This window comes from bacterium (genome assembly GCA_039961635.1).
Classification (GTDB): Bacteria; 4484-113; 4484-113; order JAGGVC01; family JAGGVC01; genus JABRWB01.
Map to the genome: position 1 here is coordinate 1 of JABRWB010000057.1, position 15,697 is coordinate 15,697.

Genomic DNA, 15,697 nt, shown 5'->3' on the forward strand with positions numbered 1-15,697 from the left:
CCCCTGCCCTTTGCAGGAAACGCTTTTGCCGTTTTCGATCGGCCACAGCGTGATCAGCCCGAAGCCGCAGGTCAGCTGCGACGGAACCGCGGGCACGTTTTCGCGCACAAGAAGCTCCGCGCCGTCCACGAAAAACCGCACCGACGCGCCCGCGCCGTCGAATTCGACCGCGACTTCGTGCTCCCTCATCGGTACGGTCGGCACGCCCAAATCAACCACCTCGGTGAACGCCTGCTCCGGCGTCGTCGCCCCGGGTATCAGCAGCCGCTCGTATATCGCCCAAATCCTGTGCCCGTTCGTGACGATGTCGAAAACCATCGCGCTCTCGAAATCCAAAACGTTGAACGAGGCGAATCCGTCGCGGTAGTCGTCCGGGTCGCCCGTCACGCTGCCCGCAAGCACGCACGAAAACCGAGCCGGCCCGCCGCCCGTCGGCCAGCTCATGTTGGCAAGGTAAAGGTGCTTCGGATTGTCGAATATCTGGACAATGTCGTTGTTCGAGCTGAATTTGGGGATGTCAATCGAAAACCGCCCGCCCGCCTGCGTTTCGATAGCGTTCACGTCCCGCCAATACCAGAACGAGCCGTCGCCCAGCGGCGCGGCCGCGATGGTCCATTTGAACGGGTCGAGCGTAGAGCCTGAAAAGTCGTCGTAAAGCAATGATGTTCACTCCTGAAAATGTGAATTCCCGAGCCGCACCTTGGTACCGCCGAAGGCGCGTGATTATTAGGAAGCGAAAGGCGAGTTCGGTGGTCGGAAAAGGAGCAGTATGAACGGTGGATTTAACATATTCGCCCCAGTGCTATTTACGAGAGATGGTTATTTGAAATGCCGTAGGGGAGCAGGAACCCGGCCAAGATTCTGATATACGCAAACAAGGCGGCGAGCATAACCCCCGGCAGCGCGATGAACCACTTCGCGCTCGCCCGCGCGCACCTTGCGCTCGGGAACGCCGAGCACGCGAGAAGGCACGCGGAAAGGATGCTCGCGCTATATCCGGAGTACGCGGCGACGAGCGAGAAGGTCGCGGAGCTGGTGGGGAGGGTGGGGGAAAAGTAAGTTAGTTTAATTTGGTAATCCATACCAAGCATGTTTTAGATTAGCGTTGGATCCATCGTAATAAGCAAAATGGGGATAATTGTCCGAATCTAGCGCAATTGAACATCCATACAGCCCGATTTCCCCGGCGCCATCAACAACAACATTATTCCAGCCAGGATCAGTGAATCTCGCATATTTAAGATCTTTATTCCACTCATCGCGATAACCAACGCGAGCATTACCCGCAGAATCCAGTTCCATCGAAACCCAAAAACCGGTACCGCCTTGTTCGTCAATAATATCAAAGGACCACTGCTCACCGTTATTCCATGCGTATTTTAAGCGCTCCGTTGATGTTCTGTCTAAATACGCGATATGAGGTCGGTCTGTGCTGTCCACCGCGATAGCCGTAAATTCGCCGAAATCACCATCGCTATCCACGGTTTCTTTTATCCAAGATGAACCGTTATAAAACGCATATTTCAGGTCCTTCGCATCGTAAAAGTGATAACTAATATGTGGTCGATTCTGAGAGTCTAGGGCTAAGCTATTGCCTTCACCTACGATTCCGGTGCTATCAACTGTAGTAATATTCCAGGATATACCATTGTAATGCGCATACTTTAGGTCATCTGTCGTTCGGTTCTGATAGCTAATATGGGGATAGTTATCGCTATCAATTTTAATTGATTTTTGTCCGCCAACATCTCCTGCGCTGTCTATGGTTTCAATATTCCAAGAAGCACCATTCCATTTGCAATATTTAAGGTCAAGATTTGTATTGTCTGTATAACAAATATGGGGATAACCAAGCGAGTCTACGGCAATTGAAGTATAATAGCCAACATCTCCGTTTGTATCGACAGAAGTGATATTCCAAATCACTCCGTCAAAGTATGCGTACTTGAGATCTCCATTTGTTCCGTCATCATAACTTATATGTATTCGATGATTGGAATCTATTGCAATAGAGGCAAAACCGCCAACATCGCCTACGCTGTCAACAACTTCATTATTCATACCATAAACTGCAATATTAACATTGTCGATAGAACCAGCGAAATTGAAATCTGTTACCCTTAGAGTTGCGGTAAAGGACCCTCCCGTGTCATAGGTATGTTGAGCAGTGGCCTGAGTCCCAGAATCAAAATCATACGTCCCATCCCCCTCCCAATCCCATTCGTATTTGACGATGGTTCCGTCCGGATCATAACTCCCGCTTGCGTCGAAGTTCACCGTCAGTGGTGGGTCGCCTTCCGTCGGATCCGCGGTAAGAACCGCCACCGGAGGCGCGTTGACGTGGATTGCCACCGTGTCCGTCCCCGTCGCGCCATTGTCGTCCGTCACGCGCAGCTTTGCTGTGAAGTCGCCGTGGTTCGTGTAAGTGTAATTGGTCCCGCCGCCGGAATTGCTTTCCCAGTCGTACGTCCCGTCGCTCGTCCAGTCCCATTCCCACTTGACGATCGTACCGTCGGGGTCGCCGCTTCCGGTCGCGTTGAAACCGACAAGCAACGGCTTCGTCCCACTCGTCGGATTCGCGTTAGCTTCGGCGACCGGCGGCTTGTTGGTAACCGTGATCTGCACCGAGTCGTACGCAACCTTACCCGTTGGGATGGAGTCGTCGGTAACCTTCAGCGTCGCGGTGTACGTTCCCTTCGCGTTGTACGTGTGCGCAGCGTCACCGCCCTGCGGCGTGTAGTCGTGCCAGTCGTCGCCCGCGAAAAACTGCCACTCGTACTTGATTATCTCGCCGTCGGCATCCGAACTCCCCGTCGCGGTGAAGTTGACGGTGAGTGGCGCAAATCCCGATTGGGGATTCGCGTTAGCGACCGAGGTGGGCGCGCCCGGAACCGTGCTTATCGTCGCGCCCGTGTAATCGTCCATCGCGCCTTCCTCGTCGGTGACTGTGAGTGCCGGCGTGAATTCGCCTTCGTCCTCGTAGGTGTGCGAAGGCGTCGCCCCCGTCCCGTGCGCGGTGCCGTCGCCCCAGTCCCAGTCGTAAGTGAGCGGCCGTCCGTCCGGATCGCCGGACGCCGGACTGCCCGTCGACGCGTTGAACTGCACCGTCAGCGGCGCGGCGCCTGATGTCTTGTCGACGACGAAGCCGGCCGTCGGAGCGGTGTTGAAAGGATCCGCGGTCACCGGCCCGGCCTTGCCGGAGTACAAGCCCGCGCGAACCGCCTCGACCCACAGGTTGTACTCCTTGCTGTTCAGAACCGGCGAGCCGCCGCTGTTTGTAATCGTATACGAACGCGCATCCCCGGTCGTCTCGAACAGCTTGATGTTGCCCGGATCGTCGGTCGGCGAATAGCTGACGCGATACCCGCTCACGCCCGCAGATGGGCTTGCCTCCCAGTTCACGCGGATGTACCTGTATCCCGCGCTTGAGGTCAAATTCTTCGGCGGCTGCGGCGGAGTAGTCGGCTGCCAGACGACTTCGTTACTGCGCCCGCTCGTCCTGCCGCCGTCCGCAACCGTGCGCGCGAAAAAGTAAAGCACTTCCTCGCCCGGCTCAGGAATGTACGTGTACGAAGTCTGCGTGGACGGCAGGGGATCGGGCTGGGAAACAAGCACCGGATTGGGATCGCCAAGCTCCAAGCCCTTGTAAACGCGGTATCCAGTGACGGTGTAATCCTGGCCGTCGGGAACGGCCGCCCAGGACAGATCGACGCGGGTTTCGTTTGACGTGCCGAGAAGCGTAAGGGGATTGGGCGCGGGTATACCCGACGGCGGCCACTTGACCTCGTTGGAGAACGAGCTTTCGGCATCGTTGCGCTCACAGGTTACGGCGAAGAAAATGCTCATCCCGCCCATAAGCTGCTCCGTAATCGGCGTGTCGAACGTGTTGCCGGATGTGAGACCGAGGAAAGTCGGACGGGAATCCCACCGGCGCAGCGAGTAGTAGACGCGGAATACGTCCTCGGGGGTGGCGTTCGGATCGTCGCTTCCCCAGCTCAGGTGCACTCCCGTCTCGGTGGGATCGACGCGCAGATCGGTAGGCGCCCAGGGTAAGTTCGAATCGACATGCACCGGCGGCGCTTCCTGGATGACAAATACAATGGCGGACTGGCCTTCAGGTATCCCCTGCACCGTGACGACGGGAACGAACTTGCCGGATTGGGTAAAGGAGTGAGTGAACTCGTGCGTGAATTGCGAGGATGCCGCGCTGTCCGTAGCACTGTCCCCCCAGTTGATTCCGTACGAGACAGGGGTTACGTCCCCGAATACTTCGATACCGAGCGTCACATCCTGGCCGGAGTCGATATGGAACGGCCCGATGTACTTCGCATGCACGTTGAACTTGGGCGCGGAAGGAGGATTGGGCGCGGACTCCTGTTTGGAATTGCGCTTCGCGATGTAGTAGTACCAATCCCCGTTGCCCCATCCGTCTCCGTCCTCGGTGATAGTGGAAGCGGATCGCAAACTGGACGGCTGCGCGGGCAGCGTGTCCACGTAGGAGTATGTCTTGGGTGTTCCCTGGTTGAAGTCGGGAGTGCGCACTACAGTGGGCGCGTCGCTGTCGGTGGGGTTTGGTATCCGCTCGGGTATCCCGCCCGAAAGCGGTATACGCCAGATGTCGTATCCCCACGGCCCGGTGTAAAGGTAATTCAGCGCAATCGTCGTGATGTCGCTCACCCCGATTTCGGTCTCCGGCTCGGAGGCCGCGGCCGCCGTCTGGTATCCCTGCGCGTAAAGCAGCATCCGGTCGGATTCTTCGTTGGCTCCGTTTCCGTATCCGGCGCCGTACATCGTCAGGTAATTGAGCGCGATCGGGGTGATGTCCGATACTCCCACTTCGAAGTTGCCGTCGAAGTCCCCCGCAAGCGTCTCGTTCCAAACAATCTCGTTCTTCCCGTCCAGACGCGGGATGACGAAGACGTCTCCAATCGTCAATCCAACCTCGTCGTCACGGTCGCCGGAAGATGCCGTGCGGATGGGGAAGCTCGATACATTGCGGGACGATGCGATTTCCTGCACCTTTGCAAGAAGCTCCGCGCGGAGCGTCTCGAACAAACCCTTGTCAACATTGGCCGATGCGGGTGGCTCGTACGCCTTGATTTCGGCGATCACCTCGTCAACGGAGCGCGAAACCTGGGGCGGGATTCTGTTTTGAGTCGTGATGGCTTGTCCGCCTCCGGGCTCCGTCCTTCCGCCAAGCCGAGACTTTCCGCGCCCGCAGGACGCAAGTGTTACGGCAAGAACTAAGGCAATCAAAGCTATGGCAATTGCCCAGACAATCCAGCCGCCCTTTCCAGTCATATGAAACTCCTGAGGACGAGACGAACAGGCTTATTATACCCGGAAATTTAAAACGCGTATATGGCGTTAGTCACGCGCCCAGCGCGCAGGCCGCGCCCAGCAAATTCGCCCTGTTCTGCAGCTCGCTCCAGAGAAGCTCCGCGTTCGCGCGCACCGAAATAAGCGTGCCGGCCTCCAGGTGGCTGCGAAGCATCGGCTCGATGAACTCCCGCGCGCCGCTTATCCCGCCGCCGATGACGACGGCGTCCGGATTGAGCATGTTGCACATCCCGGCGATCCCGATTCCGATGCGCATCCCGATGCGGCGGAACGTGCGCAGCGCGGCCTCCTCGCCTTCCTCCGCGCGCCGCTTAATCGTTTCGACGGTGATTCCCGGCTCCGCCTTGCCGCCTTTTTCGATGTAGGTCCAGATAATCCCTTTCGCGGCGGCGCCGGCCTCCAGGCAGAATCTTCCGCCGCAGCCGCACGGCGGCCACTCCATATCCTGCGGAATCTTGGAATGCCCCGGCTCGATTCCGTAGCCCTGGCCGCCGTGGAATAATTTGCCGTCCTTTACGAATCCGCCTCCGATGCCGGTTCCGAGCGTCAGCCCCAGCACGCTGCGGCAATCCTTCGCGACGCCGTACTTCCATTCGCCGAGCGTAAAGCAGTCCGCATCGTTTTCGACGGCGACCTTCGCCGCGATTCCGTCCGATGAAAGCGCGTCGGATGCAAGCCTCGCAAGGGGCGCGTCGAACCACTTTAAATTCGGCGCTTCGGCCACGATGCCGTCCCTGCAAAGCCCCGCGACGCTGATCCCGACGCCCGCGATCTCGTCGCCTTCCGCTCCTTCCAGGAGAAACCGCACCAGCGCGGGCAGCCCCGCCGCGAATTCCGCGGGATTATCCGTGCCGATTTCGACGCGGCCCACGAACGAAACCAGCTCCCCCGACGAAGTGTCCACAAGCCCCGCCTTCACCGCGCTTCCGCCGATATCGAGTGCTACCGCAAGTTTCGCGCTCATTGCCTGCTCCTAATATTGTTTTTGCCGTCCCCGCCGTCGGGAAAAACGGCTTCCATGAATGCGTTTACGCGTTTGACCACAAGATTGATAAGCCTTTTTTCGCTTCCCTGACGAACGTCCAGCCAGAACGCACGCGGGTGACCTATCCACCTGGTCTGGTACGATTGCGGCAAAAACAGCCTGATATCCGGCGCGCTGTTGGCCTCGTGGTGGGTAAGAAACAATACGTTCGCTTTGCCGTTCTCCAGTATCCGCGTCGCGACCGCGTACGGGGTGCGAAGCAGGCCGTTTCCGTATTTTCCGAAGGAGGACATCGCGTCCTCCATTATTTCGTACCAGAACCGGCCCGCGCCCGGCGGACGCTTGGTGAAAACGATAATCCTGCCCATCGGTTCGAAAAGCGGCTCCAGCCCTTCTACCGCGGCCCCCGGATAAAGCCCCCAGGCCCCGGAATGGCTGTTCCAGTATTCCGCCAACTCGGGATTCTCCTCGATAAGCGCGGCCGGCGGCGATGATACGTCAGCAAGCGTAAGCGGACTTTCCTTGGCTTTTTTTCCAAGCTCGATCAAATATTCCCGGTCGAGCCGCATTATCCGGTCCTTGACGGATGAAAACAAATCGAGCGATTGCTTGCGCAATATTTTTCTTAGCTGTCGCGGCGGGGGAGTGACCGAATCGAGCGCAGACTCGACGCCGTTCAAAATCAAAAACAAATCCTTCATCTTGCCCGATTCGCGCCACAGCTTCGCCGCCCACATCGCGTACGGATCTTTATCCGAAACCGCGCCCACCGTCAGCAATTCTATTTCGCGCATCGGAAGGCTCTGCGCAAGATGCGTGCCCAGAACCCCGGTCAGATGCAGCGTCACCTTCGGTCCGGCCAGCTTGGACGCCGCCAGGAGCGTGTCGCGGTGATGGTCTATCCATAGTATCGGTTTTTCTCCGGCATTGGCTTTCGCCGCGAATTCGAAGCAGCGATCGGGATTGCGGCTGTCTATAGAAAGATCGAGAAGGACGAGCGCCCCGATATCCGGTTTCTCGTAAAGCTCTTTGATTATCCTTTTCCAAAGCCTGGCGTAATCGCCCGTGGTGTCATAGCTCGATACTATTCTGGAAGCAAGCCCCGACTCCCTGAGAGTCCTGACCGTCGGAATCATCGCCGTCAGTCCGTGAGGATCGAAATGAGCAACCACGGCGACTTCAGTCCCCGCCTTGACATGGCTTAGCGGATCGAGAACGTTGGCGGTTATCGGAATATTTAATCCGGACGTTTCAACCAGCGCTGCAAGCTCTTCGCGGACTCGATATCCGTCCGGGCCGGAAACGGGGGATACCGACACGCTTCCGTCGAACCGCAGGACGACTCTCGGCCAAAGAGGGGGCAGGCCGTTTTCGGATTCCGCCATCTCGATGGATGCCAGGCCGCGGGCGAACCTGACCAGCGCGGGCAGCCGGCCTTCCCAAGCAGTCCCCGCGGCGAACGCCTCGGCGGCCTCTTCGGGCATACCCTTTGAGGATGCCGAAAAAGCGCCTCTCAAGGGATGAGACACCGGGAGCTTCGTGCAATCAATCGTCGTGAACGAAAGCCGGGCGACATCAACAAGCGGCAGCCGAAGGGATATCGGCACACCAGACAGCACGGCGAGCCTTTCCAGCCAATCGGCGAAAAGGGCTGCCCGCGCGCGCGCGCGCGCGACTCCGCCCGTGATTTCCACGGACCAGTCCGCAGCTGCCCAAAGCTCAAGAAAGCGCGCGGGCCACGTCGCTTCGGTTGTGGATGCGGCCACCGCCGCATTATAACTTGCACAATTGCGACAGTCCTTTGGAGCGAGGCACTTCCCCTCGCATTCGAAGGGAATTTATCGCTTTTTTGTGCGCCTCGGCTGACGCGCGCCGGGTCGTTTGAAAGCGGTGTCAACAACGCTTTTGGCGGGATTGCGCCAATCTTCAAGCTGCGCCGGCTGATAGTCTTCGTACTCCGGTTCGTCACGCCTGTTCCCCGGCGGAATAAGCGGCTGCGCGGGACCGAGCGCGGGCGCGGCGGGACGGGTGCGGCGCGGCCTTTTGCGGCGTTTGCGGCGGGCGGCTTCACTGTCCCTGTCGTCCTGCAGAGGAACCGGAGCGATCTGCCTTGCGGGAATGTGCCGCGCTGGATAAGGATCGCTTTGTCCGAACCGCACGGAGCGGATTATCGGATCGGGCGCCGCCAGGTGCGCGGCGAATGCGTCCGCGGGCTCTTCGACCACCACCATCGGCGCAGGCTTCGCGGGCGGCTCCGGGGGCTTGGCAGGCTCTTGTTTGCGCTGCTGATTGCGGGACGAACTCCGCGATGCGGGCTTTGCCTTTTCCGGCGCCTTCAGCTCCGCCGCGTCGGGCTTAAGTTTGGCGCGGCCGGCATCCAGCACTCCGGCTCTCTCAAGGATATAATCAACATACCGCGTGAAGTGCTTGTTGGAAAAGCATTCGGCGAGCTCGGTCCTGTCAAGAACTTTTGTCACTTCCGAATCTTTCAGCAAATTGTCGTAGAAGGGAATTCCTTCCTTGTGAGTCTTCATTGCGTTGCGTTGGACGATTTCGTACGCCCGCTCGCGCAAAACGCCCTTTTCCACCAGCTTAAGCAGCACGGTCTGGCTGAAGTAAAGTCCTTTGGTCGCTTGAGTGTTCAACTCCATCCTGCGCACGTTTACTTCCAGGTTTTTGAGCACGTACGCAGTTTTGTCCAGTATGTAATCCGCGATTGTCAGGCTGTCCGGCAGTATCACGCGCTCGACCGAGCTGTGGCTTATGTCGCGCTCGTCCCATAGGGCTTGGTTTTCCGCGGCCGCCAGCGCATTGGCGCGCAGGATTCTCGCGAGCCCCGTAATCCGCTCCAGCGTGACCGGATTGCGCTTGTGAGGCATCGCGGAAGAGCCTTTCTGGCCGTGTCCGAACGGCTCCATCACCTCGCCGATTTCGGTGCGCTGCAAGGTGCGCAAATTGATTGCGATTTTTTCGAGCGTGCCGCCCAGAAGCGCGAGGGCAAACATCAAAAAAGCATGCCGGTCGCGCTGGACGACCTGGCTTGAAACCGGATCGCAGGAAAGGCCGAGCTCCGACATCACCTTTTCTTCCAGCTCCGGCGGAGTGTGCGCGAAGTTTCCAACTGCGCCGCTCATCTTTCCGACCGCGATTTCCTCTCGCGCGGCCCGGAGGCGCGCTATCGCGCGTTGCATTTCCGCGTGCCAAACCGCGACGCGCAGCCCGAAAGTCGTCGGCTCTGCGTGCACTCCGTGGGTCCGCCCTATGGTTACGGCATCCTTGTACCGGATCGACAAATCCTTAAGCAGACCCAACACGGTTTCCGCTCCCGCGACAACTTCATCCACCGCCTCCACCAGGATAAGAGCCTGCGCGGTGTCCACCACGTCGCTGGATGTCAGCCCCAAATGGATCCATTTGGAGTCCTCTCCAACGTACGACGCGACGTTCGTCGTAAAGGCAATCACGTCATGATTCGTCGTTTTTTCGATGTCCTCGATGCCCTTGACGGTGAACTTCGCCTTCTTCTTTACTCGATCGTAGGTTCCCTTGGGAACCGTGCCCAGCTCTTCCCATGCTTTAAGTGCGGCGAGCTCCACGTCCAACCACCGTTTGAACTTGTTCTGATCGCCGAAAATGCGTTTCATGGACGAGCGCGTGTACCGCTCAATCATTCTTTGCTCCTGAGAATATTAAAATCTTCGGGACGAATAAGCTGCCGCGGCGCCAAGTTTCAGCGGCCGAGTGCGGCGTCGTCCTCGCGCGCCTTTTCCCGCTCGGCGCGCCTGTAATCGGAAATCCTGGCGGCAAGGTCTTTGTCGCCCAGCGCGAGTATCTCCGCAGCCAGAACCGCGGCGTTTCCAGAATTGTCCACGCCGACCGTCGCAACGGGAATACCCGGCGGCATTTGGACAACGCTTAATAGAGAGTCGAGACCGTCGAGGGCCGCGTTCAACGGAAGCCCTATTACAGGCTTGGTTGTCAACGACGCGGTCACGCCCGGTAGGTGCGCGGCGAGCCCTGCCGCAGCTATAAAAACGCCAACTCCATCGGCTTCCCAAGCCGCGACGGTTTCCTTGAGCCTGTCCGGATCCCTGTGCGCGCTGCATATAGCCAACCTGTACGGGATGCCGAATTTGTCCAGGAGCAAAAGCCCCTTTTCAAGCTTGGGAACGTCGCTTTTCGAGCCGACGATCACACCGATCGAATGAATCAATCAGCCGCCTCTCCGACAAAAGGGCAAAAGCCCTTTCCAATTCAATTATACCCCCGCTGCAGCCGAACGTCAACATGTTTGTGAAAGTTCGGCCGCCAATGAAATTTGCCGGAGGCCGCCCCGGTTTTTGCGCGAATGCAGCCGCGCTGATATAATTTCGCCGTCAGCCATCCGGCTGCAAGGAGGAACGATTCGTGAAACGTTTTCTTTCGATTTTCTTGCTGGTCGCCGCAATTGGGGCATTTACCTACACGCTTACTTTTGCCGAGGACGCACCCAAGGGGCCCGTATACGTCGGCGACAACGCCAACAAGTGCAAAATGTGCCACCCGAACCAGATAAAGGCGTTCGAGAATTCCGGCATGTTCCACAAGGCCTGGGGAGTTCTCGATGCGGAGGCTCAAAAGAAAGACGAATGCATCAAGTGCCACGTCACGGGATACGGCGCGGAAGGCGGATGGGTGAGCTTCGAGAAAACTCCGCTTCTGGTCAACGTCCAGTGCGAAGCATGTCACGGTCCGGCATCCGATCACATCAAGAGTCCGGCGAAGGTGAAACCAGCCGGCGATCCCAAGGCGAACTGCACAACCTGCCACGATGATGCGGTTCTCAAGCCGATGATGGGCGACAAGTTCAAGCCATTCAACCTAGAAGAATCGCTCAAGGCGATCAAACATTGGAAGGACGCCGAAGCCGCTTCGTAGCGGTGTCCGGGCAGAGAATTAATTACCTTCAGGCGCGTTTGCGTGCTAAACTTCGCCCGTGAGCAAACGCTCCGGTGCGGATTTGCCCGGCCAGTCCACCACTGCAATAGTTAAACGTCTGTGGGACGGCCACCTGTCGCCTCACAGGCGCAGGCTTGCGCTCGCGCTTGGAGCGACGGCGGTTTACGCGGCTATCCAGCTTGCAATACCGCCGGCGTTCAAATATATATTCGACGAGATACTTCCTTCGAAGAGCCTGCAGAGATTCCTCGACTTCCTGGGAATCCTGTTGGCGCTTCTTGTTGCGCGCAGCGTAGCGGCCTATTTCCGCACCACGCTTTCGTCGAACATCGCCTTCCGCACTTGCACCGAATTGCGCAACCGGCTGTTCGAGCATCTCCAGCGCCTTCCCTACTCGTTTTTCGACAGGAGCCGCACGGGCGATTTGATGGCGCGCATCACGAACGACGTCATCAAGCTCGAAACTTTCATTCACAACTCGCTTGAGGATTTTTTCATAGCGCCGGTCATGGTCGCGGGCGGGCTGGTGATACTGTTCGTACTCAACTGGAGGATCGCCAGTGTCGTTCTGCTGACAAGCATCGTAGTGGGAATGCTGCTGCGTCATTTCGGCATCCAGCTACGCAACATGAACCGCGCGATACAGCGCCTCGGCGCGGACATGACGACCGTTCTTTCGGAAGGCATCGTCACCATCCGCGTAGTTCAAAGCTTCTGCCAGGAAGAGACACAGGCTGCGAAATTCAGAAACGTGAGCGGCGAAAACCTCCGGGAGCTGATGCGTGTCTGGCGTCTTACGGCTTTCTTATTGCCGACGGTCGAATTCATCAGCATCCTCGGACCGTTCACTATCATTCTCGTATGGGGTTGGCAATTCATCCTCGGCAAGGGCACGATAGGGGACTTTTTCGCAATCGTCGGTATGGCCGCGCTCGTCACGAATCCGCTGGCGAAGCTGTCCCGCGTGCTTGTTACGCTGCACGGCGGAACCCAGGCAGCTGCTCGGATTTTTCAAATTCTCGACGAGCCGGTGGGCATCACCGATTTGCCGGGGGCGACTGAACTTCCCCCGGTCGACGGTCGAATCGTCTTTGAACACGTCGACTTCAGCTACCAGGGCGGCGAAGAGGTCTTGCAGGACTTCAACCTCGAAATATCGCCGGGGGAAACGGTTGCGCTTGTGGGAGGTTCGGGAAGCGGCAAAACGACGGTCGTAAATTTGATTCCGAGATTCTACGAGCCAACCGGCGGATTAATCACGATTGACGGCCACGACATCCGCAAGGTCAAACTGCGCAGTCTGCGCGACCAGATCGGCATCGTATCGCAGGAAAACATCCTCGTCCACGGCACGATCCGCGAGAACATCGCATTCGGCTGCCCCGGAGCGGACGAGGTGGAAATACTGGACGCGGCGCGCTCCGCGGGCGCGCACCGGTTCATCATCGAGTTTCCCAACGGTTACGACACGATAGTTGGCGAGCGTGGCGTGACGCTTTCCGGCGGCCAACGGCAAAGAATCGCGATTGCAAGGGCGCTGCTCAAAGATCCGCGCATACTGATCCTGGACGAAGCTACCGCGAACATGGATACGATAACCGAAGCGCAGGTGCAGGACGCGCTGAACAAGCTCATGTTCGGGCGCACGACGATAATCGTGGCGCACAGGCTTTCGACCGTGCGCAAGGCCGACCGGATAGTCGTCCTTAAGCACGGCAGGATAATCGAACAGGGGACGCACGACGAACTGATGCGCCTCGGCGGCGAGTACGCGGAGCTGCAGAGCTTGTACGGGGAGGATATGGGGAACCATAGGGGCGGCGCGGGAGCGGGATAAAGGGGGAGAAAAAAGTGGCAGCAACCAAAAAAAGCGGAAAAAGGCATTCGGAGTCGGACGGATTCAGCGAGATAAATGGTGAGAATTGGCGGGAATTCGACGAAGTTCTGACCGATTCTCTATGGTTGCTGGGCAAGCGCGACTCCTCGGGCGCCCATACTGGAAGCTATCACGGCAATTTCGTCCCGCAGATTCCGCGTCAACTTCTGCTGCGATTTTCCAAAAAGGGCGATTGGGTGGTCGATCCATTCTGCGGAAGCGGCACAACGATGATCGAGTCGAAAAGACTGGGCAGAAATTGCATTGGAATAGATTTAAACAGGGCGCTTGTTGAATCCGCGATTAAGGCGACCGAAACGGATCCGGAGGCTGCCAATTCCATAGCGGTCGTCAATGCCTTTCCAGGCGACTGCAAAAAGAAAACGGCTTGGGATTTGGCTGCGAGCATGCTTCCAAAATCGAAAAACGGATTTTTCGATTTGGCCATTTTGCATCCGCCCTATCACGACATTATTAAATTCAACGATGACCCTGCTTGCCTTTCCAATTGCAAATCACTGGAAGATTTTTTTGCGGCGTTTTCTGGAGTGCTGAAACTTGCGGTCTCCCATCTTGCGCATGGAAGGTTTCTCGCAATCGTCATCGGTGACAAATACGAAAAGGGCGAGTGGATTCCGCTTGGTTTTAGATGCATGCAGCTTGGGCTGGACCTCGGCCTTTCGCTGAAAGGGATAGTGGTCAAGGACATTCAGGACAACCGCGCGAAAAGAAATCTGGAAAACCTATGGCGCGTGCGCGCGCTTAAGAGCGGATTCTATATTTTCAAGCATGAGTACATTTTGGTATTTAGAAAGCCGAGCAAATAATTTTCAAACCCCCGCCTCCTCCAGCGCCATTTCCGCCGCTTCGTAGCCGGCCGGCTCCATTTTGTGCAGCTCCTTCAGGTTGAACGGATCGATCGCGGCCAGCCGCGGCTCGATCCTGATCACGGGATGCGCGCACTCGCTTGGAATGCGCGTGGTCGCCTTCAAGCTGATCAGAAACGTTTGGAGCAGCACCTTGTACATGTTGTCCGGCCGCGGATTAAGCTCGCAGTGCGTCACTGGATCGCTCGCTATCACGAAATCCAGGCTGCGGAAGTCGTCGAGCGCGCCCAGCGGCAGGTTTCCGTTCAGCCCTCCGTCCACGTGCATCCGGCCGTCAAGCTTCACGGGCGAAAAAATCCCCGGAATGCTGCAGCTCGCCGCGAGGGTTTCGCCAAGCCGCCCCTTTCGATGAACGACCGGCCGTCCGGTGGCCAAATCCGTGGTCACGATCCGCATCGGCAAAGGCAGTTTTTCTATGTTATCTGCGCCCGTCCGCTCTTCGACATATTTGCCCATTTTGTCCAGCCGGAGCAGCCCCGGGGCGCGCAACGCGGGGGATACAAGCCTGCGCCAGCGCACCTGCGCGGTCGCATCCAGCAGTTCCTCATGCGACATACCGGCCGCGATAAGCGAGCCCACGATCGCGCCGGCGCTTACGCCGGCAATCGCCACGGGTTTCATTCCCCGTTCCTCGAGCGCGCGGAACACTCCGATGTGGGTAAGGGCAAGGCTCGCGCCGCCGGCAAGAACCAATCCGAATCGTTTCGGTTTCGACACGCGCCGATTTTAGCGCGGCGCGGCATTATTCCGTCATCAAACTACCGGAATATCCAGTGGAATCAACTCGACCGGCTTTCCGTCCCCGCCGCTTGCGGAAGCCGCCAACGCTTTTTCGCGCGCGGCTTCGTGGCGTTCCTTTTCATCCTCCGCCGAAAAGCCCGAAAGAAGCGCGCCGAGCATTTCCGCGCCGAGGAAGTCGGCCTTTTCAACGTCGGTTTCGCGGATATCGCATTCGATCATACGGGCGCCTCTGAACGTCGTGCCGTCGAAAACCGCCGTCCGGAAATCGGAAAACGAGATGTCTGCATTTGTAAAGTCGGTCATGGTCAGCAAAGCGCCGGTAAACGTGGAATGCGGCATTTGGGCCGATGTGAGGATGCAGCCAGTCAGCCGGGCAAACCGGAAATAGGATTTGCGCAGCGAAGCCGAGGAGAAATTCGCGCCGGAAAGATCCGCGGCCGTGAAAAACGCAGCCTCGCCTTTCGCTCCTGCAAATTCGGCCCGGGACATTTGCGCGCCGGTCAAATCGGCGCGCGCCAAACTGCAATTCGAAAAATCGCCGGATTCGGCAGCCGCGCGAAACAGGTTCGCATCGGAGAAATCCGCGCCGGCCGCAACAAGGCCGTTTGCAACAATATGCGCCAACGACGCGCCCGTAAGATTAGAGCCGGAAAGGTCGCACCAATCGAATCTTGCCCCCCGGAAAAGCGAGCCCGACAGGTTCGCTCCGGAGAAATTGCACCTGCGGAAAACCGCCTGGGAAAAATCGCAACCGGACAAATCAGCCCCGGTGAAATCCCGCCCTTCCGCCTCTACGCGGTGCAGCCGGACGCGGCTCTTGTTTCCCGCCGCGAATTCCCGTTTTGCGGCCGAAAAGGCCTCAATGTCTGTCGTGAATAACAATGCGACGTTTTTTTCATCCATTCGGTTGTTCCTCCGGACCTCGGATAG

The 15,697-nt window shown here is 58.0% G+C and carries 12 protein-coding genes; 4 read left to right on the forward strand and 8 right to left on the reverse strand.

Features of this window, described 5'->3' with window-relative positions:
- A partial coding sequence (locus HRF49_08925; protein ID MEP0814771.1) for a hypothetical protein occupies positions 1-660 on the reverse strand: 660 nt, incomplete at its 3' end.
- A 246-nt stretch (positions 661-906) separates the two neighbouring features.
- Between HRF49_08925 and HRF49_08930 the strand changes: the two genes are divergently transcribed.
- A complete protein-coding gene (locus HRF49_08930; GenBank protein MEP0814772.1) occupies positions 907-1,059 on the forward strand; it encodes a tetratricopeptide repeat protein in 153 nt (50 codons plus the stop codon).
- 6 nt (positions 1,060-1,065) lie between these two features.
- Here HRF49_08930 and HRF49_08935 read toward each other — a convergent pair whose 3' ends face one another.
- From HRF49_08935 to purE, 5 genes are all read right to left on the reverse strand, one after another.
- Positions 1,066-5,301, reverse strand: a complete 4,236-nt coding sequence (locus tag HRF49_08935) for a PKD domain-containing protein (GenBank protein ID MEP0814773.1) — start codon at positions 5,299-5,301, stop codon at positions 1,066-1,068.
- Between the two features lie 70 nt (positions 5,302-5,371).
- Entirely contained in the window at positions 5,372-6,304 is a 933-nt protein-coding gene (locus HRF49_08940) for an ROK family protein (protein ID MEP0814774.1), read from the reverse strand.
- On the reverse strand, positions 6,301-8,091 hold the full coding sequence (locus HRF49_08945) for a hypothetical protein (GenBank protein MEP0814775.1): 1,791 nt from the start codon (positions 8,089-8,091) through the stop codon (positions 6,301-6,303). The genes HRF49_08940 and HRF49_08945 overlap by 4 nt, the downstream gene beginning before the upstream one ends.
- Before the next feature lie 72 nt (positions 8,092-8,163).
- A complete protein-coding gene (locus tag HRF49_08950; protein ID MEP0814776.1) occupies positions 8,164-9,996 on the reverse strand; it encodes an adenylosuccinate lyase in 1,833 nt (610 codons plus the stop codon).
- 59 nt (positions 9,997-10,055) lie between these two features.
- Complete coding sequence (gene purE / locus HRF49_08955) at positions 10,056-10,538, reverse strand: 5-(carboxyamino)imidazole ribonucleotide mutase (protein MEP0814777.1); 483 nt, start codon at positions 10,536-10,538, stop codon at positions 10,056-10,058.
- A 320-nt stretch (positions 10,539-10,858) separates the two neighbouring features.
- On the opposite strand from purE, the gene HRF49_08960 reads away from it, so the two are divergent.
- The 3 genes from HRF49_08960 to HRF49_08970 are packed head-to-tail and all read left to right on the forward strand — an operon-like array spanning position 10,859 to position 13,966.
- Entirely contained in the window at positions 10,859-11,242 is a 384-nt protein-coding gene (locus HRF49_08960; protein MEP0814778.1) for a hypothetical protein, read from the forward strand.
- Positions 11,243-11,300: 58 nt separating this feature from the next.
- Positions 11,301-13,100: an ABC transporter ATP-binding protein gene (locus HRF49_08965; protein ID MEP0814779.1), complete on the forward strand. Its 1,800-nt coding sequence runs from the start codon at positions 11,301-11,303 to the stop codon at positions 13,098-13,100.
- Between the two features lie 14 nt (positions 13,101-13,114).
- A complete protein-coding gene (locus tag HRF49_08970) occupies positions 13,115-13,966 on the forward strand; it encodes a site-specific DNA-methyltransferase (GenBank protein MEP0814780.1) in 852 nt (283 codons plus the stop codon).
- Between the two features lie 3 nt (positions 13,967-13,969).
- On the opposite strand, the gene HRF49_08975 is transcribed toward HRF49_08970, so the two are convergent.
- The gene (locus HRF49_08975; GenBank protein MEP0814781.1) at positions 13,970-14,743 is read right to left on the reverse strand and encodes a patatin-like phospholipase family protein; all 774 of its coding nucleotides are present in this window, start codon (positions 14,741-14,743) and stop codon (positions 13,970-13,972) included.
- Between the two features lie 36 nt (positions 14,744-14,779).
- On the reverse strand, positions 14,780-15,670 hold the full coding sequence (locus HRF49_08980; protein MEP0814782.1) for a pentapeptide repeat-containing protein: 891 nt from the start codon (positions 15,668-15,670) through the stop codon (positions 14,780-14,782).
- Between the last annotated feature and the right edge of the window lie 27 nt (positions 15,671-15,697).